We start from the raw sequence: 26467 nt of genomic DNA, 5'->3' as shown, positions 1-26467 counted from the left end.
AAGGTCAGAGTTATTTACTGCTTTTATTATCTACCAGCACCGCCAGCAGGATTACTACCGCCTTAACGATCATCTGGTAGTACGAAGAGACGCCCATCAGGTTCAGGCCGTTGTTCAGGAAGCCGAGGATCAGCGCGCCAATCAGGGTGCCGAAAATACGGCCCTTACCGCCTGCCAGGCTGGTTCCGCCCAGCACGACCGCAGCAATCGCATCCAGCTCATAGCCGGTGCCCGCTGTCGGCTGTGCCGAAGAAAGGCGCGCCACTTCAATGGTGCCTGCCAGCGCTGCCAACATGCCACTCAGTGAATAGACGATGATTTTGACGCGATTCACATTGATGCCGGAGAGACGCGTTGCCGCTTCATTACCGCCAAGCGCATAGATATAGCGACCCAGACGGGTGTGCTGCAGCATGTACCAGGCAGCAATAAAGACCAGCGCCATCAGCCAGACCGGCGCAGGGATACCCAGCGGACGACCAATACCAAACCAGCCCAGCAGATCGGCATTGGCATTAAAACCCGTGTTTACCGGACTGCCATCGGTGTAGACCATGGTAACACCACGCAGCAGCAGCATCATGACCAGCGTGGCGATAAACGCCTGCACTTTGCCGCGCGCCACAATGGTGCCGGTCAGGGCACCGATTGCCGCTCCCAGCGCCAGCGACGCCGCCACCGCGACCAGGGCATTGACCTCCATACCCACCAGCGACGCACCCACCGCGCCCGTCAGGGCCAGCAGCGAACCTACAGAGAGGTCGATACCAGAAGTCAGGATCACCAGCGTCATCCCGACCGCCATAATGGCGTTAACCGAGGTCTGCTGCAGAATGTTGAACAGGTTCGCCACGGTAAAGAAGTTCGGGCTCTGGCTGGCCACCACGGCGATCAGCACCATCAGCGCAATCAGCGACTTCTGTTCCAGTAGCCAGCTTTTGCTAAACCAGCGACGGCTGGCAGGTAAAGTTTGGGTCGTCATACCACTAAATCCTCGCTGTGTTGCTTGCCTACGGCGGCTGCCATCAGGCTCTCCTGAGTGGCTTCTTCTCGGGTAAATTCGCCGCTGATACGGCCTTCATGCATCACCAGAATCCGATCGCTCATGCCCAGCACTTCCGGCATTTCCGAGGAGACCAGAATGATGCTCAGCCCTTCGGCTTTAAACTGGTTAATCAGTTGATAGATCTCTTTCTTCGCGCCGACATCCACACCGCGTGTCGGTTCATCCAGAATCAGTACGTTAGGCCGGGTCATCAGCCCGCGGGCAATCGCCACTTTCTGCTGGTTGCCGCCCGAAAGCAGACCAATGGGCTGCTCCATTGAAGGCGTTTTAACGTTAAACAGCCGGATAAAGTCGCCCACGGCCAGCTGCTCTGCCGCATGTTTCAGCGTGCCGCTGCCGTGACTGAAATAGCCTAACGCTGTCAGCGACATGTTCTCTTTTACTGACATGCCCAGCACCAGGCCATCGCGCTTACGATCTTCGGAGATATAGACGATGCCGTTAGCCAGCCCATCCTGCGGTGAGCGCGTCACCACTTCCCGACCATTGAGCCACAGTGTGCCTTCGCGACGCGGCAGGGCGCCGTAAAGCACCTTCATCAGTTCGGTACGGCCCGCGCCCATCAAGCCAGACACGCCGAGGATTTCACCTTTGCGCAGGCTGAAACTGACGTTATCCACGCCCGGTCCGCTGACGTTTTCCACTTTCAGCCGCACGTCGCCTGGTGCCTGATCAATATGGGGATATTGATCTTCCAGCTTACGGCCGACCATCATCTCGATCAGGCTCTCTTCAGTCAGCTCGCTGACCGGGCGTTCAGCAATAAACTGACCGTCGCGGAACACCGTGACGTCATCGCAGATCTCAAAGATCTCTTTCATGCGATGCGAGATATAGACGATGCCGCAGCCCTGCGCTTTCAGTTCGTTGATCACCCGGAACAGCGACAGCGTTTCGGTATCAGTCAGCGCATCGGTCGGCTCATCCATGATGATCACCTGCGACTCAAAGCTCAGGACTTTGGCGATTTCGACCATCTGCTGATCGCCAATCGACAAATCCCCCACCAGCTTGTGGCTGCTGAAGCGCAGATTAAGCCGTTTAAGCAGCGCATCAGCTTCGGCATACATACGCGGCCACTGGATACGGCCAAAACGGCTGACATATTCGCGGCCGAGAAAAATATTCTCCGCCACGGTTAATTGAGGGATCAGGTTCAGTTCCTGATGAATGATGCCAATACCCGCTTCCTGAGACGCTTTCGGCCCGCTGAAACGGGTCTCTTTGCCCAGCCAGCGCAGCGTACCGGCATCATATTGATAGATGCCGGTCAGCACTTTCATCATGGTGGACTTGCCTGCGCCGTTCTCGCCCACCAGCGCCATCACGCGTCCTGCCCGGACATTCAGCGACGCCCCCTTGAGGGCTTTCACACCCGGAAAGGATTTTTCAATGCCGTCGAGTTGCAGTAAAAGTTGCATAGCGGCCTCAGAAGGTCACACCGGCGCTGAGGATGACATTCGCAAACGGAGAGCACTCTCCGCTGCGAATGACCGCCTGACTACGCTGCGTTTGTTGTTTGAATTGTTCATGACTGGTGTAGCTGATGGTGATGATATTCCCCTGGTGCTGTTGCAAGGCTTCGAGCACGGCGACAAGCGCGCTATGAAGTTGCGGATTATGCTGCTTAATCTCTTCCGCGATCAGGGCGCTCTCTACCTGCATCTCCAGTGCGACAGCATTAACCACCTGCATAAAATCGGGCGTACCCGGCGTGAGCGCTAAATCGATGCGCTGCGGTCCGGCCGGAATCGGCAAGCCTGCATCGGCAATCGTCAGCGTATCCGTGTGTCCCAGGCGGGCAATCACATGAGAGAGTTCAGCGTTTAACAAGCGACCTTTTTTCATCTTTTCACTCCACAGCGAAACGTTTCGCTGTCAGGAGTGTATGAAAAGCCGCCATCAACTCAACCGGCAAAGAAGAAATCTGTGATCGCTATCGAAACGTTTCGCTCACGCGGGGAGAAATTTGTATTAAGTCGGGGGACGGGCTGAAAAAAGGGCCGCGAACGCGGCCCCGGAGGAGAGGATTAAGGCAGTTTCTTAACCTGCTTAACGTCCATCTCAATGCTGTTGAAATCTTTATCCAGTTCACCTGTCAGCTCGACGTTGTCTTTAGGTGAGATAGTCTGGCCGTTCCAGTGCTTGTGGTCGATTTCGACTTTCATGGTGCCGGTCTGGTCGCGGAACAGATAATCTTCGTTGCCGATCTGTTTCTCCAGCTTACCGCGCACGGTGACCCAGCTGTCATCTTTCATCTCTTCAGCCTGCTTTACGGTCACCACACTGGTGTGATCGGCACTGAAACCACCCTGACCGGCTGCTGCCTGCGTCTGTGCGGCTGGCGCACTGGGATCAACAAATCCACCCTGCTGTGCAGCGAAAACCGGGGCGGAAGCCAGCATTACGACGGCCAGAATTGCAGCGTGCTTTTTCATTTTGTCACCTCTTTTCCATGATGTGGTTCGTCTTGTTGAGCTTAGTTGACCATAAAGTTCTTAACAGCTTCTTAAGAGGCAAAAATAAGCTATTTTCGCCGAAATCAGCTGTACAAGCAGGAAGTTGCTTCGTATAAAGCGCTATCGGAACAGGGAGACGTGATGCGTATTTTACTGATTGAAGATGATCGTTTAATTGGCGACGGTATCAAGGCGGGGCTGAGTAAACTGGGCTTCAGTGTTGACTGGTTTACCTCTGGTGAGGCGGGCTTTAACGCGCTGGAGGCCGCGCCCTGGGATGCGGTGATCCTGGATCTCTCACTGCCCGAGCGGGATGGGCTCGATATTCTGCGGCAGTGGCGACAGCAGGGCAAAGATGTACCGGTACTGATACTGACCGCACGCGATGCGCTCGATCAGCGGGTCGAAGGCCTGCAACTGGGAGCCGACGACTATCTGTGTAAACCCTTTGCCTTAACCGAAGTGGCTGCTCGCTTACAGGCGCTGATCCGCCGCCGTCATGGCCAGCTGCAGCCCGAACTCCGGCACGGTAATGTGGTGCTGATCCCCGGCAGCCATAGTGTGATGCGCGAAGGTGAGGCGATTGCGCTGAAAAGCCGTGAACTGGCGCTGCTGGAACTGTTTATGCGAAACACGGGCCGGGTGCTGACACGCAGCCAGCTGGAAGAGAAGCTCTACAACTGGGACGCCGATGTCTCCAGCAATGCGGTAGAGGTTCACATTCATCATCTGCGTAAAAAACTGGGCAGCCAATTTATCCGCACGCTGCACGGCGTCGGTTATACCCTGGGAGACGCTGAATGCGATCAATGAGCCTGTTTCTGCGGCTGGGTATCGGTTTTGTGCTGCTGCTCGGGATCTGCTGGGCCAGCGCCAGCCTGAGTGCCTGGCATCAGACACGTGAAACCCTTGATGAGCTCTTCGATACCCAGCAGATGCTGCTGGCCAAGCGTCTGCTGACGCTGGATTTCTCCTCGCTGGACAACGCCACTCTGCCTAAAACCAAAGAGATACTGCGCCACCATCGCGGCGATCAGGATGACGACGCCCTGGCCTTTGCCGTCTTCACGCATGACGGCAGGCAGGTGATGAATGATGGTGACAATGGCCGCTACCTGCCGTTTGAGGCGGAGTATCAGGGATTTCATGAGGGCCAGCTCACCAATGATGACGATCGCTGGCGGTTTGTCTGGCTGACTACGCCCGACCAGCAGTTCCGGGTGGTGGTGGGTCAGGAGTCCGAATACCGTGACGACATGACGCGGGATCTGATGAAAGCCAGCATGCTGCCCTGGCTGATCGCGCTGCCCTTTATGTTGCTGCTGCTGATCGGTCTGGTCTGGTCTGAACTGCGCCCCCTGAAGACGCTGGCACAGCAGCTGGCGCAGCGCGCACCCGATGATGATACGCCGCTGCAGGCAGACCGCGTGCCGAAAGAGGTGCAACCGCTGATGGTCGCGCTCAATGGTCTGTTCAGCCGCATCAGCGCAATGATGCAGCGTGAACGGCGCTTTACCTCTGATGCCGCACATGAGCTGCGCAGTCCGCTGGCCGCGCTGCAGGTGCAAAGCGAGGTGATCCAGCTGACTGCGGATGATGAAGTGATGCGAAGCCATGCGCTGCAGCAACTGGATGCCGGCATTATCCGCGCAACCCGGCTGGTGGATCAGCTGCTGACGCTCTCACGGGTTGAAGCTGATGATGCACGCAGCGCCTTCGAAACGGTGGCGCTGAAACGCACGGTCCAGGAGACGCTGGCTGCACAGCTGCCGCTGGCGGATAAAACGGGTGTCACGCTGCGGCTGCATGCTGACGCCGATCCGCAGATTCAGGGGCATCCGCTGTTACTGTCACTGCTGGTGCGTAATCTGCTGGATAATGCCATTCGCTATACGCCAGCGGGCAGCGAAGTTGATGTGCGGCTTCAGGCGAATAGCCTGTCGGTAGAAGATAACGGCGAAGGTCTGAGTGCAGCCGATCTGCAACGGCTTGGTGAACGTTTCTGGCGACCGCCAGGTCAGGAGAAAAGCGGAAGCGGGCTGGGATTATCGATAGTCCGCAATATCGCCCAGTTGCACGGGATGCAGGTCAGCTTCAGCCAGCGATCGGGCGGCGGATTATGCGTCACGCTACGCTGGTCAGCGCCCGCCTCGTAAGGCGGGCGCTGCAGATCAAATCTCGACCTGGGTGCCCAGCTCAATCACCCGGTTTGGCGGGATCTCAAACTGGTCTGGCGCACGGAGCGCATTGCGCTGCAGCGCCAGGAAGAGTTTGCCACGCAGGCGCAGATACCACGGCCGTTTGCCGATAATCAGCGACTCATGCGACATGAAGAACGATGTCTCCATCATGCGGCAGTTGAGCCCTTCCAGCCCGCAGCGGTGGAAAATCTCCTCGACGTTTGGCGTTTCGCGCCAGCCGTAGCTGGCCACCACCCGCCAGAAGGTGGGCGACAGCTGCTCAATCGTCACGCGACGCACGTTATGCACGTAAGGCGCATCTTCCGTCCGCAACGTCAGCAGCACCACCCTCTCATGCAACACTTTGTTGTGCTTAAGGTTATGCAGCATGGCAAACGGAATCACATTCAGCGCACGCGACATATAGACCGCCGTGCCCGGCACGCGAACCGGCGGCGATTTCTCCAGTGACGCGATCATCGCCTCCAGGGAGTTGCCATGCTCGTGCATGCGGCGCAGCAGGCGGAAACGTTCGCTTTTCCACGTCGTCATAATGATAAACATCACCAGGCCGAGACAGAGCGGCAGCCAGCCACCGGAGAAGATTTTCCCCAGGTTGGCGGTAAACAGCGGCACATCGATACAGAGCATCAGTACCAGGATGACGGCAACCGCCAGCTTATTCCAGTGCCAGTTTTTAACCGCCACGGTACAGGAGAGCATCGCGGTCAGCACCATGGTGCCGGTGACGGCGATACCGTAGGCCGCAGCCAGATTACTTGAATGCTCAAAGCTGATAATCACAATCAGCACGGCGAAGTAGAGTACCCAGTTAATCACCGGAATATAGATCTGGCCCGATTCGCGCTCAGAGGTGTGGATGATACGCATCCCCGGCAGATAACCCAGTCGCACCGCCTGACGCGTCAGCGAGAAGACGCCGGAGATCACCGCCTGCGAGGCAATCACCGTGGCCAGCGTCGCCAGAATCAGCATCGGGATCAGCGCCCAGTCCGGCGCCAGCAGGAAGAAAGGGTTTTTAATCGCTTTGGGATCGCTGAGTAACAGCGCGCCCTGACCAAAGTAGTTCAGGACCAGCGACGGCAGCACCACCGAGAACCAGGCCAGTCGGATCGGCACTTTACCGAAGTGACCCATATCGGCATACAGCGCTTCAACCCCGGTAATCGCCAGTACCACCGCGCCAAGCGCGAAGAATGAGACAGATTTATAGTGCAGGAAGAACTCGACCGCATAGGCGGGATTCAGCGCATGCAGCACTTCCGGGTTTTTCATGATGCCGCTGACCCCCAGGATCGCCAGCACCAGGAACCACACCAGCATCACCGGCGCGAAGAGTTTGCCCACCATGCCGGTACCATGTTTCTGAATCGCAAACAGCAGCGTCAGCACCGCAATCGACATCGGCACAATAAAGGGATCCAGCGACGGCGCGGCAATCTCCAGACCTTCAATGGCTGACATCACCGAAATGGCCGGCGTGATCACCACTTCCCCATAGAAGAAGCTGCCGCCAATCAGGCCCATGATCACCAGCACTGCCGTGGCGCGTGCACCCGTATGGCGGCCCGCCAGCGACATCAGTGTCAGAATACCGCCTTCACCGGCATTGTCGGCGCGCATCACATAACTGATGTACTTCAGTGATACCACCAGCACCAGCAGCCAGAAAATCAGCGACAAAAAGCCAAACACCGCTTCCCGCTCAACGCCGAAGCCGAACTGTCCGGAGAGACATTCACGCAAGGTATACAGCGGACTGGTGCCGATATCCCCGTAAACAACACCAATAGCGGCCAGCGTTAATCCGCGAAGTGACTGCTTATTATCCGAGCTCATAGAGTTATCTTTTGTTGGAGTCTAAGAGGCGCAACAACCCCTCGCTCAGGCCATCAAAAAGCGCACAGTATGCACGGTTTGCCGAAAATTCCTATACCCGCTTCGCCTGTCTGCCAGGGTAACGGGGTGGTTTCAGGCATTAAAGCGTTAATCAGCGCCGCTTTCAAAGCAGGCAAACCTTATGAAACAAAAAAGCTGACAGCTATCAACGCTTTCACGCATGATGATCTATAGAGTAAGGCGCTTGCTGAAGCGCGGCGGCCCGACGATCGTAAGGACATTGAAGTGATTATGGCTCAACCCCATCTTTTGGCAGAAAGAATTTCTCGCCTTAGCAATGCGTTAGAAAAAGGATTGTATGAGCGACATCATGCCATCCGCCTTTGCCTGCTGGCAGCGCTGAGCGGTGAAAGCGTGTTCCTGCTGGGACCGCCCGGCATCGCCAAGAGCCTGATTGCCCGCCGCCTGAAATATGCCTTTCAGCACGCCCGCGCCTTTGAATATCTGATGACCCGCTTCTCCACACCGGAAGAGGTGTTTGGCCCGCTATCTATTCAGGCACTGAAGGATGAAGGGCGCTATCAGCGCCTCACTAAAGGTTATCTGCCCGACGCGGAGATTGTTTTTCTGGATGAGATCTGGAAAGCCGGCCCGGCGATTCTGAATACCCTGCTGACCGCTATCAACGAACGCCGCTTCCGCAATGGCGACAGCGAAGAGGCCATTCCGATGCGTCTGCTGGTCACCGCCTCCAATGAAATGCCGGAAGCGGACAGCGGCCTTGAAGCGCTCTATGACCGGATGCTGATCCGTCTGTGGCTGGATAATGTGCATGAGAAGCAGAACTTTCGCAGCATGCTGACCCATCAGCAGGATGAGCACACCAATCCGGTCGCGGAATCCCTGCGCATCAGTGATGAGGAGTATGCGCAGTGGCAGCTCGGCATCAGTCAGGTCAGCCTCCCGGATGCGGTGTTCGAGCTGATTTATCAGCTGCGCCAGCAACTGGAAAGCCAGCCCGCTGCGCCCTATATTTCCGATCGTCGCTGGAAAAAAGCCATTCATCTGCTGCAGGCCAGCGCCTTTTACAGCGGCCGCAGCGCCATTGCGCCGATAGACCTGATCCTGCTGAAAGATTGCCTCTGGCACGACGTCGCGTCCATGCAGCTGCTGGAGCGCGAAATCGATCAGCTGATGACGCAGCACGCCTGGCAGCAGCAGCCGATGCTGCTGAAACTGCATCAGATAAAAGCGCGTCGCATGGCTCTGCAGCAGCAACAGAGCATCGCACAGGCGATCACCCTGGAAAAACACAGTGGGATGTTCAGTCGCAAACCCCATTACGATCTGCCGGAAAGCTTCACTGATGAGCAACTGACGCTGATGCTGCAAAAGCCGCTGATGCTGCATGACATGCAGGTGACACATCTGGTGATCGCGCGTGATGCACTGAATCAGTGGCTGCAGAAAGGAGGCGAGGTTCGCGGCAAGCTCAATGGGATTGGCTTTGCGCAGAGTCTGGATTTACAGGTGGATGCACAGCACTGCCTGGCTATCCGTGATGTCAGCCTGCAATCGTCGCGTCTGACACTGCCTGGCGTCAGCAACAGCGAGCCGCTGCCCGGTGAGATCACCGAAGCGCTGGATGCACTGGAGAGTGAACTGCGGTCGCAGCGTCATCTGTTCAGCCAGCACCAGCGCTGCCTGTTTATCAGTGATGACTGGCTGGCGCGGGTTGAAACCAGCCTGCAGGATGTGGCGGAACAGTTGAAACAGGCGCGTAAATGATCCCACTGGAGACGCTCAGCACACTGCTCTCCGTGGGTGAAACCGAACTGATTGAAGAGCTGATTATTGCCCTGCTGGCGTCTCCACAGCTGGCGCTGTTTTTTGAAAAGTTTCCCGGGCTGAAAAAAGCACTGTTACGCGATGTGCCACGCTGGCGAGCGGAGATCAACGCTGAGCTCAAAGCCACGCCGGTTCCGGCCACGCTGGCCGAAGAGTTTCAGCTGTTCCAGCGGGTACAACTCCTCAGCGATCGTGAATTCAGCCACCAGCTGAATGCCACACTTCAGGCGCTTGAAAGCCTGCCTTCCCCTTTTCTGGATGAAGCCAACCGGCTGCTGCAGCACACCGATATCAGCCATCTCAGCAGCGCGCAGCACCAGCTTTTTCTACAGCGCTGGCGGCTGAGCCTGACCTTACAGACCCTGACGCTGAATCAGACGTTGCTGGAGCAGCAGCGCGAACGCCTGCTGGCGGAACTGCAGCAGCGTATGGCGCTGAGCGGTCAGCTGGCACCGATTCTTGGCGACGATGACGAAGCCGCCGCTGGCCGGCTGTGGGACATGAGCAAAGCGTCACTGCAGCCTGGCGACTATCAGCTGATGCTGCAATATGGCGACTTTCTGGCGCAGCAGCCGGAGCTGCTGAAACTGGCTCAGCAGCTGGGCCGCAGCCGCGAGGCAAAATCGGTGCCGTCGCAGGATGCCCCTATGGAGGCCTTTCACCATATGGTGCAGGAACCTGCAGCCGTGCCGGAGGAGGTCAGCGGCATTCACCAGAGCGATGACGTGCTGCGTCTGCTGCCGCCGGAGTTAGCTGCGCTGAGTATCAGTGAACTGGAGCTGGAGTTTTACCGGCGGCTGGTAGAGAAACGGCTGCTGACCTACAAGCTGCAGGGCGATGCCTGGCATGAAAAGGTCACGATGCGTCCGGCCAGCCACCAGCAGCATGAAGAGCAGCCACGCGGGCCTTTCATCGTCTGCGTCGATACCTCGGGTTCGATGGGTGGCTTCAATGAGCGCTGCGCCAAAGCGTTTTGTCTGGCGCTGCTGAAAGTCGCGCTGGCCGATCGCCGTCGCTGCTACATCATGCTGTTTGCGCATGAGGTGATCGGCTATGAACTGACCGGTGATGACGGGCTGGAACAGGCGATTCGCTTTCTCAGTCAGCGCTTTCGCGGCGGCACCGATCTGGCAGCCTGCCTCTCTTCCGTTGTGACCCGAATGGAAGGCGTCCTGTGGCAGGAAGCCGATGCGGTGATCGTCTCCGATTTTATTGCCCAGCGTCTGCCGGAAGAGGTGATCGGGACCATTAAAACGCGTCAGCGAAATAATCAGCAACGTTTTCACGCCGTGGCTATGTCGGCCCACGGGAAACCAGGCATTCTGCGCATCTTCGACCATATCTGGCGTTTCGATACCGGCATGAAAAGCCGTCTGCTGCGTCACTGGCGGCGTTAAGTCATCGGGCAGAAATGCATATTTGCTATAGTAAATTACCGTTTCACTTACTCAGCAATCTGGAGCTTCCTGTGACGCTTGCTCAACCTCATCGCGATCTGCCTGCGCCGACGCGAACGCTACTGCTCTCCGGCCATAACATTGAACAAAAACGTGCCGAATTGCTGGCCTATTTCCACCAGACCTGGGAACAGTATGAAAGTCTGTTTACCTGTCTGGCCGATTCCCAGGCCTGGTTTACCAAAGCCATTCCGCTGCGCCATCCTTTAATCTTCTATTTTGGCCACACCGCTACCTTCTACATTAATAAGCTGATGGCCGGACGCCTTATCGACGCGCGTCTGGACGATCGTATCGAAGCGATGATGGCGATTGGTGTGGATGAGATGAGCTGGGACGATCTCAACGACAGCCACTATGACTGGCCCACTGTCGAAGAAGTCCGCGAATACCGCGGGCGCGTTAAAGCGCTGGTCAGCGATCTGATCCAGACCCTGCCGCTGACTCTGCCGATCACCTGGGAGAGTCCGGCCTGGGTGATCCTGATGGGCATTGAGCATGAGCGTATTCATCTGGAAACGTCCAGCGTACTGATACGCCAGTTACCGGTCGGGTGGGTGAAACCCCAGCCCGCGTGGCCGGTCTGCCCGATGGCGCGCCACCAGCGCGAGGCTGTTCCGGCCAATACCCTGCTGCCGATGCCCGGCGGCACCGTCACGCTGGGTAAAACCGACGATACCTATGGCTGGGATGTCGAATATGGCCGCCAGCAGATCGCGCTGCAGCCGTTCAGGGCGAGCAAAATGCTGGTCAGCAACGCGGAATTCCTGGCGTTCGTTGAGGCGGGGGGTTATCAGGACGCTCGCTGGTGGGATGACGAAGGCTGGGGCTGGTGTCAGTTTGCTAAAGCGGAGATGCCCACCTTCTGGGTCGGCACGCCTGCGATGCCCGATCAGCTTAAACTGCGTCTGATGTGTGAAGAAGTCGCGATGCCGTGGGACTGGCCAGCCGAGGTTAACCAGCTGGAAGCGGCGGCCTTCTGCCGCTGGAAAGCGGATCAGACGGGAATGAGTGTTCAGCTCCCCTGTGAAGCGGAGTGGGCTCAGCTGCGCGAACAGGTCGCGGGCGATCAGCCGGATTGGGATCGGGCACCGGGTAACATTAACCTGGCGTACTGGGCTTCCTCTTCACCGGTCGATCTCTTCGCCCAGGGTGACTTCTTCGATATCGTCGGTAACGTCTGGCAGTGGACGACCACGCCGACCAACGGCTTTGAAGGTTTTAAAGTCCACCCGCTTTACGATGATTTCTCTACCCCGACCTTTGATGGCAAACATTCGCTGATCAAAGGCGGTAGCTGGATATCGACCGGCAACGAAGCGCTGAAATCGGCACGCTATGCGTTCCGCCGCCACTTCTTCCAGCATGCCGGTTTCCGCTACGTGGTTTCCAGCCATCAGGAAACCATGGCGCTGAACCCGTATGAATCTGACGCCATGGTGTCGCAATACCTCGACTTCCAGTATGGCCCGCGCTATTTCGGCGTGGATAACTATGCCGAAAGCCTGATAAACCTGGCGCTGAACTACACCACGGCACGCGGCGAGGCACTGGATATCGGCTGTGCCACCGGACGCGCCAGTTTTGAACTGGCCCGCCACTTTGAACGTGTCACCGGCATGGACTACTCGGCGCGCTTCATCGATGTGGCGCTTCAGCTGGCCAGCGGCGAAGACTTCCGTTATCTCCTGCCACAGGAAGGCGATCTGGTGGAGTATCGCCAGGTTCGCCTGAAAGATTTCGCGCTGGAGAGCGAACTGGCGCAGCGGATTCAGTTTGTTCAGGGCGACGCCTGTAACCTTAAGCCGCAACCCGCCCGTTACGATCTGGTACTTGCATCCAACCTGATCGATCGCCTGCGTCAGCCCGCACGCTTCCTGCGGGATGTCACGCCGATGCTGCGTCAGGGCGGCATTCTGGTGCTCTCATCGCCCTATACCTGGCTGGAGGATTTCACGCCGAAGGAGAACTGGCTGGGCGGCGTGCGTGAAAACGGTGAGGCACTGACGACGCTGCAGGCACTGCAACGTCTGCTGGCGGCCGACTTCGACCTGGTCGATGAACCGCAGGATAAACCGTTTGTGATCCGCGAAACGGCCCGCAAGTTCCAGCATACGCTGGCGCAGGTCACCGTCTGGCGCAAACGCTAAGTGAACCGGCAGCGACGCCCGTCGCTGCCGGGAGTTGCCTGAACCACTATTTTGCTGCACATTCATCCTTGTTTACTTAAGCAGACCAATAACGAGGATGGCCATGGCCGAACATCTGCAGCTCGATAACCTGGATCGCGGCATTCTGAATGCCCTGCTCGACAATGCGCGCACTGCTTACGCCGAGCTGGCAAAACAGTTTAACGTCAGCCCCGGCACCATTCATGTCCGCGTGGAGAAGATGAAGCAGGCGGGCATTATCCTGGGCACCCGGGTTGATATCGATCCGCGCCAGCTGGGGTTTGATGTCTGCTGTTTTATCGGCATCATCCTTAAGAGCGCGCGTGACTATCCGGCGGCGCTGAGCAAACTGGATGCGCTGGATGAAGTGGTTGAAGCCTGGTACACCACCGGCCACTACAGCATCTTTATTAAGGTGATGTGCCGGTCCATTGATGCCCTGCAACAGGTGCTGATCAACAAGATCCAGACCATAGATGAAATTCAGTCGACGGAAACGCTGATCTCGCTGCAAAACCCGATCATGCGCACTATCAAGCCCTGATCCTTCTCCGCCTTGTGCATAATCTTATCCCTGACGAATGTGGCGGCTGGCAACGGCTGCGTTCGCTTCTCTTAATCTATTAACCCTGTTGTCCACAGGTGGATCACCGCTTGATCACAGCGTACAATGCTCGCCTTAATGTCCGGGAGAGCAAGATGGCCGATATCACCTTAATCAGTGGCAGTACTCTGGGTAGCGCAGAGTATGTGGCTGAACATCTGGAAGAAAAATTACAGGAAGCGGGCTTCTCAACGCAGATGCTGCATGGCCCGGAGCTGGATGAAGTGCCACATGAGGGTATCTGGCTGGTGGTCTGTTCAACTCACGGTGCAGGCGATATTCCCGATAACCTGCTGCCGCTGTTCGAAGCCATCACGGAAAGCCAGCCCGATCTCTCGCAGGTCCGGTTTGGTGCCATCGGACTCGGCAATCATGAATATGATCTCTTTTGTGGCGCGATCCGCCAGATTGAAGCCCTGTTAATTGCTCAGGGTGCCCGCCAGATCGGCGATCGTCTGGAGATTGATGTGCTGGAGCATGAGATCCCTGAAGATCCCGCAGAAGCCTGGCTGGAAAGCTGGAAAAAGGCGATCTGAAGGGGGCTGGGGATCGCGAAATAGTGACGATCCCCAGTGGAAGATGCTGATTTTATCCTTTTCCGCTCGTTTATTTTGTGGATAACTACCCTCTTTTACTGCGTATAACCGGTAGTTATCCAAAGAACAACCGTAGAATGAATTTTGAGCTGTGGATAACATACCATTTTGATCCCAGCTTATACGGATCAGGATCACCGATCACTAACAGGTAGTGATCCTCTTCATCCTGTTGTTTCTGCTGTGCTTCTGGCACATATCCACAGAAAAGCGGGATCCTAATAAGAGATCTAACAGAAAGATCATATACAGATCTAAGATCCTTTCTTTTAAAACCGGACGATCCCGCGGCTTTCACCCCAGACGGAATTTGAGTAGAATCCACGCCCCAGGACGACGATCCTGCAAGTTCATCAACCGAGGTACCACTTCATGTTTTATCAGGATCCTTTTGACGTCATCGTAATTGGTGGTGGTCATGCGGGCACCGAAGCCGCAATGGCGGCAGCCCGAATGGGTCAGCAAACCCTGTTACTCACCCATAACATTGATACGCTTGGACAAATGTCCTGTAACCCGGCGATTGGTGGGATTGGCAAAGGACATTTGGTGAAGGAAGTGGATGCCCTGGGTGGTCTGATGGCCAGTGCGATTGACCAGGCGGGTATCCAGTTTAGGATACTAAACGCCAGCAAAGGTCCGGCAGTGCGGGCAACCCGTGCTCAGGCGGATCGCGTGCTCTATCGCCAGGCAGTGCGTACGGCCCTGGAGAACCAGCCCAATCTGATGATCTTCCAGCAGGCGGTCGACGATCTTATCGTGGAAAACGATCGTGTGGTGGGTGCAGTCACCCAGATGGGACTGAAGTTCCGCGCGAAAACCGTCGTCCTCACCGTCGGCACGTTCCTTGACGGCAAAATTCATATCGGTCTGGATAATTACAGTGGCGGTCGTGCAGGTGATCCCCCGTCCATTCCGCTGGCAAAACGACTGCGTGCGCTGCCGCTGCGGGTAGACCGCCTCAAGACTGGTACGCCACCGCGTATCGATGCGCGCACCATCGATTTTTCAGTGCTCAGCCCGCAGCACGGCGATAACCCGATGCCGGTGTTCTCGTTTATGGGCAATGCGTCTCAGCATCCGCAGCAGGTACCGTGCTGGATCACTCACACCAATGAGAAAACCCATGAGGTGATCCGCAATAATCTGGATCGCAGCCCGATGTATGCCGGGATCATCGAGGGGATCGGTCCACGCTATTGCCCGTCTATCGAAGACAAAGTGATGCGCTTTGCCGATCGTAACTCGCATCAGATCTTCCTGGAGCCGGAAGGGCTGACCAGCAATGAGATCTACCCGAATGGCATCTCAACCAGTCTGCCATTCGATGTGCAGATTCAGATCGTTCGTTCCATGCAGGGCATGGAGAATGCGAAGATCGTGCGTCCGGGCTATGCCATCGAGTATGACTTCTTCGATCCACGCGATCTCAAACTGACGCTGGAGAGCAAATTTATTCACGGCCTGTTCTTTGCCGGCCAGATCAACGGCACAACCGGCTACGAAGAAGCCGCTGCACAGGGGATGCTGGCGGGGCTGAACGCCGCCCGTCAGTCTGCGGACAAAGAGGGCTGGGCACCACGTCGTGACCAGGCTTATCTGGGTGTACTGGTTGATGACCTCTGCACGCTCGGTACCAAAGAGCCGTACCGGATGTTTACCTCCCGTGCTGAATATCGTCTGATGCTGCGCGAAGACAATGCCGATCTGCGTCTGACCGAAACCGGTCGTGAACTGGGTCTGGTGGATGATGCGCGCTGGGCACGTTTCAATCAGAAGCTGGAAGCAATTGAACAGGAGCGTCAGCGCCTGCGCGATATCTGGGTCCATCCGAAGTCAGAGCACGTGACGGAAGTGAATACGGTACTCAGTGCGCCGCTGACCAAAGAAGCGAGCGGCGAAGATCTGCTGCGCCGTCCTGAGCTGACCTATCTGAAGCTGATGACGCTGGATGCCTTTGGTCCGGCACTGGCTGATGAGCAGGCCGCTGAGCAGGTTGAGATTCAGGTCAAATATGAAGGTTATATCGCGCGTCAGCAGGAAGAGATCGATCGCCAGCTGCGTAACGAGAACACGCTGTTACCGGTGGAGCTCGACTATCGCCAGGTGAACGGCCTCTCAAATGAGGTTATCGCCAAGCTGAACGATCACAAACCGAGTTCGATTGGTCAGGCGACGCGTATCTCCGGTATTACGCCGGCGGCCATCTCAATTCTGCTTATCTATCTGAAAAAACAGGGTCTGCTGCGTAAAAGCGCCTGATCTGAAAACGGGGCGAGGAGACTCGCCCCCGCTGAATGGACTTATGCTGTGATCAACACACTCACGTCGCTGCTACAGGCAGCCGGTATTTCCCTCTCCGATCAACAAAAACAGCAGCTGGTTGCCTATGTCGGCCTGCTGGATAAGTGGAACAAAGCCTACAATCTGACATCAGTGCGCGATCCGCAGCAGATGCTGGTACGCCATATCCTCGACAGCATCGTGGTGGCGCCGCATCTGCAAGGCTCACGTTTCATTGATGTGGGAACCGGACCAGGACTGCCTGGCATTCCGCTGGCTATCGTGATGCCTGATGCGCACTTTACGTTGCTCGACAGCCTGGGTAAGCGGGTGCGTTTCCTGCGTCAGGTTCAGCATGAGTTAGGACTCACTAACATTACTCCGGTGCAGAGCCGGGTTGAGGCGTTCCCGGCTGAGCCGCCCTTTGATGGCGTGATCAGTCGTGCATTTGCCTCGCTGACCGACATGGTGAACTGGTGTCATCATCTGCCGGGAAGAGAAGGGCGCTTCTTCGCGCTTAAAGGCGTGCGTCCGGACGATGAAATTGCGGAGTTACCGGCAGGCTACGTCTCTGATGCTGTGATTAAGTTGCAGGTACCGCAGCTGGAAGGTGATCGCCACCTGGTCATTCTTCGTCACCAATAGGCTTTCGACTGGCAGAGATTTAGCGTTTATCTGCCAGTGATTTTCGTCAGTTCCGGGATGAAAAAAGTGCAGATGATGCGCTATCAATAAAAGATTTTGATTAAGCCCTGGCTGACCGAAGGTTAAAACGCTGACGGAAATTATCCGAAAAGCTCTGTTACATTTAACGTTTAATTCACATTCAGTTATCAGAAATATCACTTGTATAGGCGGGTCGCTGAATAAAAGTAGTCACGGCAGAAAATATATCGCGGTAATAACTTTGCGTGCGTAATATCAATTACACGATTCTTAAGCACAGTTCGATGTCAATAGCGTGTTTTCTGTGAAAATAGTCTTGCAGATGCATTTTTATAATTTCAATACTTTGATTTTATTGAGTTAATTTGTAATACAGATTGTTCTTAAATAGCGCGAAGATAAAACTCAGTGTAGTGAAAGTGCTTATTATGTGATCTAAAGCACGCTTTAAAAGCAAGTTGCGAGAGAATTTTCAGTCAGATTAGGGTGAATCTCTGCAGGGTAATCTTTAGAAAAATAGCCCTCCGGAAAGAAATTTAAATAATTGTTCACCTTTTCGCTACTTACCGATTGAAATCGCAGATGCGGCCCGTATAATTTGCACGGCTTTTGCTGCTTGACTCAACTGCGCAAAGGCAGTCTTATACGACACGCGACATACCCCTAACGGGGCAGGAGAGTATCAGCGTCATGTCAGTGTCTCTTTACAGTGTAAAATACGCCCGAACGGTGCTGATGATTCAGCTGGTGACGATAGTCATCATCGGTGCACTCTTTGCTCTTAAAGATGTCATCTGGGGTCTCTCTGCTCTTGCTGGCGGTGCGGCAGCCTGGCTGCCAAACGTATTGTTTTTGTTTTTAGCCTGGCGCCTGCAGGGGCAAACCCCAGCTTCGGGGCGAGTCGCGTGGAGCTTCGCTTTGGGTGAAATAGCCAAAGTGTTTGCGACCATCATTTTGCTCATTGTGGCGTTGGGTCTATTCGGAGCGGTTTTCTGGCCGGTCGGAATAACCTGGTTATCGGTGCTGGTGGTACAAATGCTGGCACCGGCGGTAATTAACAACAAAGGGTAAGAGGCATCATGGCTGCAGGAGAAATCTCTACTCCGCAAGAGTACATTGGTCACCACCTGACTCATCTTCAGTTGGACCTGCGTACCTTCGAGATAGTGAATCCGCACGACGCTCCCGCGACGTTCTGGGTATTAAATATCGATTCCATGTTTTTCTCTATGGTGCTGGGAATCATCTTCCTGGTGTTGTTCCGTAGCGTGGCAAAATCTGCCACCAGCGGTGTGCCAGGGAAAATGCAGGCGGCTATCGAACTGGTTGTCGGTTTCGTCGATAGTAACGTGCGCGACATGTATCACGGTAAGAGCAAACTTATCGCCCCGCTGGCTCTGACAATCTTTGTCTGGGTCTTCCTGATGAACTTCATGGATCTGCTGCCAATCGACTTGCTGCCATATATTGGCGAGCACGTATTGGGGTTACCGGCGCTGCGCGTCGTACCGTCTGCAGACGTGAACATCACGCTATCTATGGCGTTGGGCGTATTTATTTTGATTCTGTTCTACAGCATCAAAATGAAAGGCATTGGCGGCTTCACTAAAGAGCTGACGCTGCAGCCTTTTAACCACCCGATCTTCATCCCGATCAACCTGATTCTGGAAGGTGTGAGCCTGCTGTCTAAGCCTGTATCACTGGGTTTACGACTGTTCGGTAACATGTATGCGGGTGAACTGATCTTTATCCTTATTGCCGGTCTGTTGCCGTGGTGGTCGCAGTGGGTGCTGAATGTGCCGTGGGCCATTTTCCACATCCTGATCATTTCGCTACAGGCTTTCATTTTCATGGTCCTCACGATTGTCTATCTGTCGATGGCATCTGAAGAACATTGATTTTTTTCTCAACACTACTTTCCCTCTTGATTTCGGGTTGCAGCGCACACCGCTGAAGCCCGGAAGATGAAGGGAGCATTTAACTGAAACAAACTGGAGACTGTCATGGAAAACCTGAATATGGATCTGCTGTACATGGCTGCCGCTGTGATGATGGGCCTGGCGGCAATCGGTGCTGCGATCGGTATCGGCATCCTCGGAGGAAAATTCCTGGAAGGCGCTGCTCGTCAGCCTGACCTGATTCCTCTGCTGCGTACGCAGTTCTTTGTTGTAATGGGTCTGGTGGATGCAATCCCGATGATCGCTGTTGGTCTGGGTCTGTACGTGATGTTTGCTGTCGCCTAAAGCCCTGTGTTCACTCAGCGCACAATGTGCAAGGGTGAACGGATTCTGCCGCTTATCGTTGATAACGGCAGAAAAGTTAAATACTCAATCTAGAGGCATTGTGCTGTGAACATTAATGCAACAATCCTCGGCCAGGCTATCGCGTTCATCCTGTTTGTCGCGTTCTGCATGAAGTACGTATGGCCGCCGCTCATGGCTGCTATCGAAAAGCGCCAGAAAGAAATTGCTGAAGGCCTTGCTTCTGCTGAACGTGCAAAGAAAGATTTGGATCTCGCGCAGGCTAATGCGACCGACCAGCTGAAAAAAGCCAAAGAAGACGCTCAGGTCATTATCGAGCAAGCGAACAAGCGTCGCGCGCAGATTCTGGACGAAGCCAAAACCGAAGCTGAAAACGAACGTAATCGCATCGTGACACAAGCGCAGGCTGAAATTGACGCTGAACGCAAACGTGCGCGTGAAGAACTGCGTAAGCAGGTCGCGTTGCTGGCTATGGCTGGCGCCGAGAAGATCATCGAACGCTCCGTGGATGAAGCTGCTAACAGCGACATCGTTGATAAACTGGTCGCTGAACTGTAAGGAGGGAGGGGCTGATGTCTGATCTGATTACTGTAGCTCGCCCCTACGCCAAAGCAGCTTTTGACTTTGCTGTTGAGCATCAAAGTATTGAACGCTGGCAACAGATGCTGGCGTTTGCCGCAGAAGTGGCTCGCAATGAACAGATGGCTGATCTTCTCTCAGGTGCATTAGCACCCGAAGCGCTGGCAGCGTCGTTTAACGCAGTCTGTGGTGATCAACTGGATGAACCCGCGCAGAACCTGATTAAGGTGATGGCGGAAAACGGACGTTTGACAGCGCTTCCGGCTGTACTGGCCCAATACATCGAACTGCGTGACGCTCATGAAGCCACCGCTGAAGTTGATGTTATCTCCGCTAGTACGCTGAGTGACGACCAGCTGAATAAAATCAGCGCCGCGATGGAAAAACGTCTGTCACGCAAAGTTAAGCTGAATTGCAAAATTGATAAGTCTGTGATGGCAGGCGTGATCATCCGTTCGGGTGATCTGGTTATTGATGGCAGCGTACGCGGCCGTCTTGACCGTCTGGCTGACGTCTTGCAGTCTTAAGGGGACTGGAGCATATGCAACTGAATTCCACCGAAATCAGCGAACTGATCAAGCAGCGCATTGCTCAGTTCAATGTCGTGAGTGAAGCTCACAACGAAGGTACGATTGTTTCTGTAAGTGACGGTATCATCCGCGTACACGGCCTGGCCGATGTCATGCAGGGTGAGATGATTGCCCTGCCGGGCAACCGTTACGCTATCGCCCTGAACCTCGAGCGTGACTCGGTTGGTGCAGTGGTGATGGGCCCTTACGCTGACCTCGCCGAAGGCATGAAGGTTAAGTGTACTGGCCGTATTCTTGAAGTACCGGTAGGCCGTGGCCTGCTGGGCCGCGTAGTGAACACCCTGGGTGCTCCTATCGACGGTAAAGGCGCAATCGACAACGACGGTTTCTCACCGGTTGAAGTCATTGCACCTGGCGTTATCGACCGTCAGTCAGTCGACCAGCCGGTTCAGACCGGTTATAAGTCGGTCGATGCGATGATTCCAATTGGCCGTGGCCAGCGTGAGCTGATCATCGGTGACCGTCAGACCGGTAAAACCGCAATGGCGATCGATGCGATCATCAACCAGCGCGACTCAGGCATCAAGTGTGTCTACGTTGCGATTGGTCAGAAAGCCTCAACCATCTCTAACGTGGTTCGTAAGCTGGAAGAGCATGGCGCACTGCAGAACACCATCGTTGTTGTGGCGTCTGCTTCTGAATCTGCTGCACTGCAGTATCTCTCTCCGTACGCAGGCTGTGCGATGGGCGAATACTTCCGTGACCGCGGTGAAGATGCGCTGATCGTATACGATGACCTTTCTAAGCAGGCTGTCGCGTACCGTCAGATTTCTCTGCTGCTGCGCCGTCCACCAGGTCGTGAAGCATTCCCTGGCGACGTGTTCTATCTCCACTCCCGTCTGCTGGAACGTGCATCACGCGTAAGCGCTGATTATGTAGAGCGTTTCACCAATGGCGCAGTGACAGGTAAAACCGGTTCACTGACCGCGCTGCCGATCATCGAAACCCAGGCGGGCGACGTTTCTGCGTTCGTTCCGACCAACGTAATCTCGATTACTGATGGTCAGATCTTCCTGGAATCGAACCTGTTCAACTCCGGTATTCGTCCGGCCGTTAACCCAGGTATTTCGGTATCCCGCGTAGGTGGTGCTGCACAGACCAAGATCATCAAGAAACTGTCCGGTGGTATCCGTACCGCGCTGGCACAGTATCGTGAACTGGCGGCATTCTCGCAGTTCGCCTCTGATCTGGATGATGCAACCCGCAAACAGCTGAGCCACGGTCAGAAAGTGACCGAGCTGCTGAAGCAGAAACAGTATGCGCCGATGTCTGTCGCACAGCAGGGTCTGGTTCTGTTCGCTGCAGAGCGTGGCTATCTGAACGACGTTGAACTGGCAAAAATTGGCAGCTTCGAAGCTGCACTGCTGGCCTTCGCCGATCGCGACCACGCTGAGCTGATGGCTGAAATCAACCAGTCGGGTAACTTTAATAACGATATCGAAGCCAAGCTGAAAGGCCTGGTCGAGACGTTTAAAGCAACCCAGTCCTGGTAATGTCTGGCGGCTTGTCTGAAAAGGCAGGCCGCAAGGCTTTGAGGAGAAGCTAATGGCCGGCGCAAAAGAGATACGAAGCAAGATTGGAAGCGTGAAAAACACGCAGAAGATCACCAAAGCGATGGAAATGGTCGCCGCCTCCAAGATGCGTAAAACGCAGGAACGCATGGCGGCCAGCCGTCCGTATGCAGAAACCATGCGCAAAGTGATTGGTCACCTTGCGTTGGGTAATCTGGAATACAAGCACCCTTACCTGGAAGAGCGCGACGTGAAGCGCGTCGGCTACCTGGTCGTTTCAACTGACCGCGGGCTTTGTGGTGGTTTGAACATTAACCTGTTCAAAAAGTTACTGGCGGATATGAAGTCCTGGTCCGATAAAGGCGTGCAGAGCGATCTGTCGATTATCGGTTCAAAAGGGGCGTCATTCTTTAATGCTGTGGGTGGCAACATTGTGGCGCAAGTCAGTGGCATGGGTGATAAACCTACCCTGTCTGACCTGATTGGCCCGGTAAAAGTGATGTTGCAGGCTTATGATGAAGGCCGCATCGACAAGCTGATGATCGTCAATAACAAATTCAATAACACCATGTCTCAGACTCCGACCATCACCCAACTGCTGCCGTTACCGCCAGCGGAAGGTGAAGAAGAGATGAAGGCGAAGACCTGGGATTACCTGTATGAACCCGATCCGAAAGCGCTGCTGGATACCCTGCTGCGTCGTTATGTCGAATCGCAGGTTTATCAGGGTGTGGTGGAAAATCTGGCCAGTGAGCAGGCCGCACGTATGGTAGCGATGAAAGCCGCAACCGATAACGGCGGAAATCTGATCAAAGAGCTGCAGTTGGTGTACAACAAAGCTCGTCAGGCCAGCATCACCCAGGAACTTACCGAGATTGTCGGTGGAGCCTCCGCGGTTTAACCAGGTTTGGAATTAGGTAGAGGATTCAAGATGGCAACTGGAAAGATTGTCCAGATTATCGGCGCCGTTGTTGACGTCGAATTCCCTCAGGACGCGGTACCGCAAGTGTACAGCGCCCTCGAGGTTATGAATGGTGATGCGCGTCTGGTGCTGGAAGTTCAGCAGCAGCTCGGCGGCGGCGTAGTACGTACCATCGCAATGGGTACGTCTGACGGCCTGAAGCGTGGTCTGAGCGTCAACGACCTGCAGAAACCGATTCAGGTACCCGTCGGTAAAGCGACCCTGGGCCGTATCATGAACGTTCTCGGCGAGCCAATCGATATGAAAGGCGAGCTGAAAGAAGAAGATGGCAGCGCAGTAGAGATCGCCTCTATTCACCGCGCAGCCCCTTCTTATGAAGATCAGTCTAACTCGCAGGAACTGCTGGAAACCGGCATCAAGGTTATCGACCTGATGTGTCCGTTTGCTAAAGGCGGTAAAGTCGGTCTGTTCGGTGGTGCGGGTGTAGGTAAAACCGTCAACATGATGGAACTGATCCGTAACATCGCGGCTGAACACTCAGGTTACTCAGTGTTTGCCGGTGTGGGTGAGCGTACTCGTGAGGGTAACGACTTCTACCACGAAATGACTGACTCTAACGTTATCGATAAAGTTGCACTGGTCTATGGCCAGATGAACGAGCCGCCGGGTAACCGTCTGCGCGTAGCACTGACCGGTCTGACCATGGCGGAAAAATTCCGTGATGAAGGCCGCGACGTTCTGCTGTTCATCGATAACATCTACCGTTATACCCTGGCCGGTACAGAAGTTTCTGCACTGCTGGGTCGTATGCCATCTGCGGTAGGTTACCAGCCAACGCTGGCAGAAGAGATGGGTGTGTTGCAGGAGCGTATTACCTCCACCAAGACCGGTTCAATCACCTCCGTACAGGCCGTTTACGTCCCTGCGGATGACCTGACTGACCCATCACCAGCAACTACCTTTGCGCACTTAGACTCAACGGTAACGCTGAGCCGTCAGATCGCCTCTCTGGGTATCTACCCGGCCGTTGACCCGCTGGACTCTACCAGCCGTCAGCTGGATCCGCTGGTTGTCGGTCAGGAGCACTATGATGTTGCACGTGGCGTTCAGTCACTGCTGCAGCGTTATCAGGAACTGAAAGACATCATCGCCATCCTCGGTATGGATGAGCTGTCTGAAGAAGACAAACTGCTGGTGGCACGTGCGCGTAAGATTCAGCGCTTCCTGTCTCAGCCGTTCTTCGTTGCAGAAGTATTCACCGGTTCACCGGGCAAATACGTGACGCTGAAAGACACTATCCGTGGCTTTAAAGGCATCATGGAAGGTGAGTTTGACCACCTGCCAGAGCAGGCCTTCTACATGGTTGGCGCCATCGAAGAAGCCGTGGAAAAAGCGAAGAAACTGTAATAACGGTTTCCCGGGAGGAAGATTATGGCTATGACTTATCACCTGGATGTGGTCAGCGCAGAGGAGCAGTTGTTCTCTGGTCTGGTACAGAAAATTCAGGTGTCAGGTAGCGAAGGTGAACTGGGGATTTTCCCTGGCCATGCGCCGCTGCTGACTGCCATTAAGCCTGGAATGATCCGTATCGTGAAACAGCACGGCGAAGAGGAGTTTATCTACCTCTCTGGCGGCGTGCTGGAAGTGCAACCGGGCAGCAGCACCGTTCTGGCCGATACCGCTATCCGCGGTACCGATCTGGACGAAGCGCGCGCTCTGGAAGCAAAACGCAAAGCAGAAGACCATATGAACAGCAGCCACGGCGACGTGGACTATGCTCAGGCCTCTGCCGAGCTGGCGAAAGCCATTGCTAAACTGCGCGTGATCGAACTGACCAAAAAAGCGATGTAATCCAGCTTTATGCGTCATGAAATGCCAGCCCTCGGGCTGGCATTTTTTTTGTCTGCTGCGCCTGATCTGCCTGTCCGCCTAATTTCGGCCTGAGAAAAATGTAGTAATCTCAATCCCAAACCGTTTTACTTTCACCCGTAAAAATTCACTCAGGATAGTTATGTCTAACAGTGCGATGAGTGTGGTGATCCTTGCTGCTGGCAAGGGCACCCGTATGTATTCCGATCTGCCTAAAGTTCTGCATACGCTGGCAGGCAAACCCATGGTTCAGCATGTGATTGACGCGGCTAAAGGGCTGGGCGCACAGCAGGTCCATCTGGTTTATGGTCACGGCGGCGATCGCCTGAAGGCGACCCTCACTGACAGCTCGCTCAACTGGGTACTGCAGGCCGAGCAGCTCGGCACTGGCCATGCGATGCAGCAGGCAGCGCCCGCATTCGCTGATGATGAAGATATCATGATGCTTTACGGCGACGTGCCGCTGATCTCTCAGGCGACACTACAGCGACTGCGCGAAGCTAAACCGCAGGGCGGCATTGGCTTACTTACCGTGGTACTGGACGACCCAACCGGTTATGGCCGCATTGTGCGTGAGAACGACACCATCACCGGCATTATCGAACAGAAAGATGCCAGCCCGGCACAGCTCACCATTAAAGAGATCAACACCGGCATTCTGATCGCCAACGGCGGCGATTTAAAACGCTGGCTGGCGCAGCTCACCAACAATAATGCGCAGGGTGAGTATTACATCACCGATATTATCGCGCTGGCGCATCAGGAAGGTCGGGTAATCAACGCGGTTCATCCGGCACGCATCAGTGAAACCGATGGCGTCAACAACCGGCTGCAGCTGGCGACATTAGAGCGCACTTACCAGGCTGAACAGGCGGAAAAGCTGCTGCTGGCTGGCGTGATGCTACGCGATCCGGCCCGTTTTGACCTGCGCGGGACGCTGACGCACGGGCGGGATGTTGAAATTGACACCAACGTCATTATTGAAGGCCAGGTCAAGCTGGGCGCACGCGTCAGAATCGGCGCGGGCTGCATTATCAAAAACAGCGTGATTGGCGATGACTGTGAAATCAGCCCCTATTCGGTGATCGAGGATGCGAATCTCGCCACTGCCTGCACCGTCGGACCTTTTGCCCGTCTGCGTCCTGGCAGCGAACTGGCCGATGCTGCCCACGTGGGCAACTTCGTCGAAATGAAGAAAGCGCGTCTGGGCAGAGGATCGAAAGCGGGGCACCTCTCCTATCTCGGTGATGCGGATATTGGCGACAACGTAAATATCGGTGCAGGCACCATTACCTGCAACTACGACGGTGCGAACAAATTCAAAACCGTAATTGGCGATGACGTATTTGTGGGCTCAGATACCCAGCTGGTGGCGCCGGTCAGCATCGCGGCAGGGACCACCATTGCGGCGGGCACGACCATCATGAAAGATGTGACCCAGGCCGGTCTGGTCTATAACCGTAAAGAGCAGAATCACAAAGCGGACTGGCAGCGCCCACAGAAGAAAAAATAAATTTTAACGGCCCGCTTTAATGCGGGCCGATG

The 26467-nt window shown here is 55.2% G+C and carries 24 protein-coding genes; 19 read left to right on the top strand and 5 right to left on the bottom strand.

Features of this window, described 5'->3' with window-relative positions:
- Nucleotides 1-10: 10 nt before the first annotated feature.
- The 4 genes from rbsC to ACXKZD_RS00345 all read right to left on the bottom strand — a co-directional run bounded on the left by rbsC (nucleotide 11) and on the right by ACXKZD_RS00345 (nucleotide 3504).
- A complete protein-coding gene (gene rbsC / locus ACXKZD_RS00360; protein ID WP_010258841.1) occupies nucleotides 11-982 on the bottom strand; it encodes a ribose ABC transporter permease in 972 nt (323 codons plus the stop codon).
- Nucleotides 979-2487 carry a ribose ABC transporter ATP-binding protein RbsA gene (rbsA, locus tag ACXKZD_RS00355; RefSeq protein WP_033768394.1) on the bottom strand — a complete coding sequence of 503 codons (1509 nt, stop codon included), beginning with the start codon at nucleotides 2485-2487 and terminating at the stop codon, nucleotides 979-981. The genes rbsC and rbsA overlap by 4 nt, the downstream gene beginning before the upstream one ends.
- A 7-nt stretch (nucleotides 2488-2494) precedes the next feature.
- Nucleotides 2495-2914, bottom strand: a complete 420-nt coding sequence (gene rbsD / locus ACXKZD_RS00350) for a D-ribose pyranase (protein ID WP_003849483.1) — start codon at nucleotides 2912-2914, stop codon at nucleotides 2495-2497.
- A gap of 182 nt (nucleotides 2915-3096) precedes the next feature.
- A complete protein-coding gene (locus ACXKZD_RS00345) occupies nucleotides 3097-3504 on the bottom strand; it encodes a YgiW/YdeI family stress tolerance OB fold protein (RefSeq protein ID WP_010258845.1) in 408 nt (135 codons plus the stop codon).
- Between the two features lie 162 nt (nucleotides 3505-3666).
- Here ACXKZD_RS00345 and qseB point away from each other — a divergent pair, with 162 nt between their 5' ends.
- On the top strand, nucleotides 3667-4338 hold the full coding sequence (gene qseB / locus ACXKZD_RS00340; RefSeq protein WP_111534714.1) for a quorum sensing response regulator transcription factor QseB: 672 nt from the start codon (nucleotides 3667-3669) through the stop codon (nucleotides 4336-4338).
- Entirely contained in the window at nucleotides 4326-5681 is a 1356-nt protein-coding gene (gene qseC, locus ACXKZD_RS00335) for a quorum sensing histidine kinase QseC (RefSeq protein WP_488981810.1), read from the top strand. Before qseB ends, qseC begins: the two co-directional genes overlap by 13 nt.
- Nucleotides 5682-5696: 15 nt before the next feature.
- Here the strand turns inward: qseC and kup are convergent, their stop codons facing one another.
- Nucleotides 5697-7565 carry a low affinity potassium transporter Kup gene (gene kup / locus ACXKZD_RS00330; RefSeq protein ID WP_488981809.1) on the bottom strand — a complete coding sequence of 623 codons (1869 nt, stop codon included), beginning with the start codon at nucleotides 7563-7565 and terminating at the stop codon, nucleotides 5697-5699.
- Nucleotides 7566-7856: 291 nt separating this feature from the next.
- Here kup and ravA point away from each other — a divergent pair, with 291 nt between their 5' ends.
- The 17 genes from ravA to glmU all read left to right on the top strand — a co-directional run bounded on the left by ravA (nucleotide 7857) and on the right by glmU (nucleotide 26435).
- Nucleotides 7857-9353, top strand: coding sequence for an ATPase RavA (gene ravA, locus ACXKZD_RS00325; protein WP_010258850.1), 1497 nt, complete (start codon nucleotides 7857-7859; stop codon nucleotides 9351-9353).
- A complete protein-coding gene (gene viaA, locus ACXKZD_RS00320) occupies nucleotides 9350-10810 on the top strand; it encodes an ATPase RavA stimulator ViaA (protein ID WP_010672185.1) in 1461 nt (486 codons plus the stop codon). The genes ravA and viaA overlap by 4 nt, the downstream gene beginning before the upstream one ends.
- 71 nt (nucleotides 10811-10881) lie before the next feature.
- Complete coding sequence (gene ovoA / locus ACXKZD_RS00315; RefSeq protein ID WP_488981808.1) at nucleotides 10882-13020, top strand: 5-histidylcysteine sulfoxide synthase; 2139 nt, start codon at nucleotides 10882-10884, stop codon at nucleotides 13018-13020.
- Nucleotides 13021-13123: 103 nt separating this feature from the next.
- Nucleotides 13124-13585 (top strand): transcriptional regulator AsnC, encoded by a 462-nt coding sequence (gene asnC, locus ACXKZD_RS00310; RefSeq protein WP_003849496.1) that lies wholly within the window; start codon nucleotides 13124-13126, stop codon nucleotides 13583-13585.
- A gap of 155 nt (nucleotides 13586-13740) precedes the next feature.
- Nucleotides 13741-14181: an FMN-binding protein MioC gene (mioC, locus tag ACXKZD_RS00305; RefSeq protein WP_010258855.1), complete on the top strand. Its 441-nt coding sequence runs from the start codon at nucleotides 13741-13743 to the stop codon at nucleotides 14179-14181.
- Nucleotides 14182-14613: 432 nt separating this feature from the next.
- Nucleotides 14614-16503 (top strand): tRNA uridine-5-carboxymethylaminomethyl(34) synthesis enzyme MnmG, encoded by a 1890-nt coding sequence (gene mnmG, locus ACXKZD_RS00300; RefSeq protein WP_010258857.1) that lies wholly within the window; start codon nucleotides 14614-14616, stop codon nucleotides 16501-16503.
- Nucleotides 16504-16551: 48 nt separating this feature from the next.
- The gene (rsmG, locus tag ACXKZD_RS00295; protein ID WP_010258859.1) at nucleotides 16552-17169 is read left to right on the top strand and encodes a 16S rRNA (guanine(527)-N(7))-methyltransferase RsmG; all 618 of its coding nucleotides are present in this window, start codon (nucleotides 16552-16554) and stop codon (nucleotides 17167-17169) included.
- 711 nt (nucleotides 17170-17880) lie between these two features.
- A complete protein-coding gene (gene atpI, locus ACXKZD_RS00290; protein WP_010258861.1) occupies nucleotides 17881-18261 on the top strand; it encodes a F0F1 ATP synthase subunit I in 381 nt (126 codons plus the stop codon).
- 8 nt (nucleotides 18262-18269) lie between these two features.
- Nucleotides 18270-19088: a F0F1 ATP synthase subunit A gene (atpB, locus tag ACXKZD_RS00285; protein ID WP_010258863.1), complete on the top strand. Its 819-nt coding sequence runs from the start codon at nucleotides 18270-18272 to the stop codon at nucleotides 19086-19088.
- Nucleotides 19089-19193: 105 nt separating this feature from the next.
- A complete protein-coding gene (gene atpE, locus ACXKZD_RS00280) occupies nucleotides 19194-19433 on the top strand; it encodes a F0F1 ATP synthase subunit C (RefSeq protein WP_003849523.1) in 240 nt (79 codons plus the stop codon).
- Nucleotides 19434-19538: 105 nt separating this feature from the next.
- Complete coding sequence (gene atpF / locus ACXKZD_RS00275) at nucleotides 19539-20009, top strand: F0F1 ATP synthase subunit B (protein WP_003849528.1); 471 nt, start codon at nucleotides 19539-19541, stop codon at nucleotides 20007-20009.
- Between the two features lie 14 nt (nucleotides 20010-20023).
- Entirely contained in the window at nucleotides 20024-20557 is a 534-nt protein-coding gene (gene atpH, locus ACXKZD_RS00270) for a F0F1 ATP synthase subunit delta (RefSeq protein WP_003849530.1), read from the top strand.
- A gap of 14 nt (nucleotides 20558-20571) precedes the next feature.
- Nucleotides 20572-22113, top strand: coding sequence for a F0F1 ATP synthase subunit alpha (gene atpA / locus ACXKZD_RS00265; RefSeq protein ID WP_010258868.1), 1542 nt, complete (start codon nucleotides 20572-20574; stop codon nucleotides 22111-22113).
- Between the two features lie 52 nt (nucleotides 22114-22165).
- Nucleotides 22166-23032: a F0F1 ATP synthase subunit gamma gene (gene atpG, locus ACXKZD_RS00260; RefSeq protein WP_010258869.1), complete on the top strand. Its 867-nt coding sequence runs from the start codon at nucleotides 22166-22168 to the stop codon at nucleotides 23030-23032.
- 30 nt (nucleotides 23033-23062) lie between these two features.
- Nucleotides 23063-24460: a F0F1 ATP synthase subunit beta gene (gene atpD, locus ACXKZD_RS00255; RefSeq protein WP_010258870.1), complete on the top strand. Its 1398-nt coding sequence runs from the start codon at nucleotides 23063-23065 to the stop codon at nucleotides 24458-24460.
- Nucleotides 24461-24484: 24 nt separating this feature from the next.
- On the top strand, nucleotides 24485-24904 hold the full coding sequence (locus ACXKZD_RS00250) for a F0F1 ATP synthase subunit epsilon (protein WP_010258871.1): 420 nt from the start codon (nucleotides 24485-24487) through the stop codon (nucleotides 24902-24904).
- A gap of 160 nt (nucleotides 24905-25064) precedes the next feature.
- Entirely contained in the window at nucleotides 25065-26435 is a 1371-nt protein-coding gene (gene glmU, locus ACXKZD_RS00245; RefSeq protein WP_346450636.1) for a bifunctional UDP-N-acetylglucosamine diphosphorylase/glucosamine-1-phosphate N-acetyltransferase GlmU, read from the top strand.
- Nucleotides 26436-26467 lie beyond the last annotated feature (32 nt).

This window comes from Pantoea sp. ABR1s (assembly GCF_057812235.1).
The sequence above is the reverse complement of the archived record's forward strand: the minus strand, read 5'-3'. Positions and strand labels throughout refer to the sequence as shown.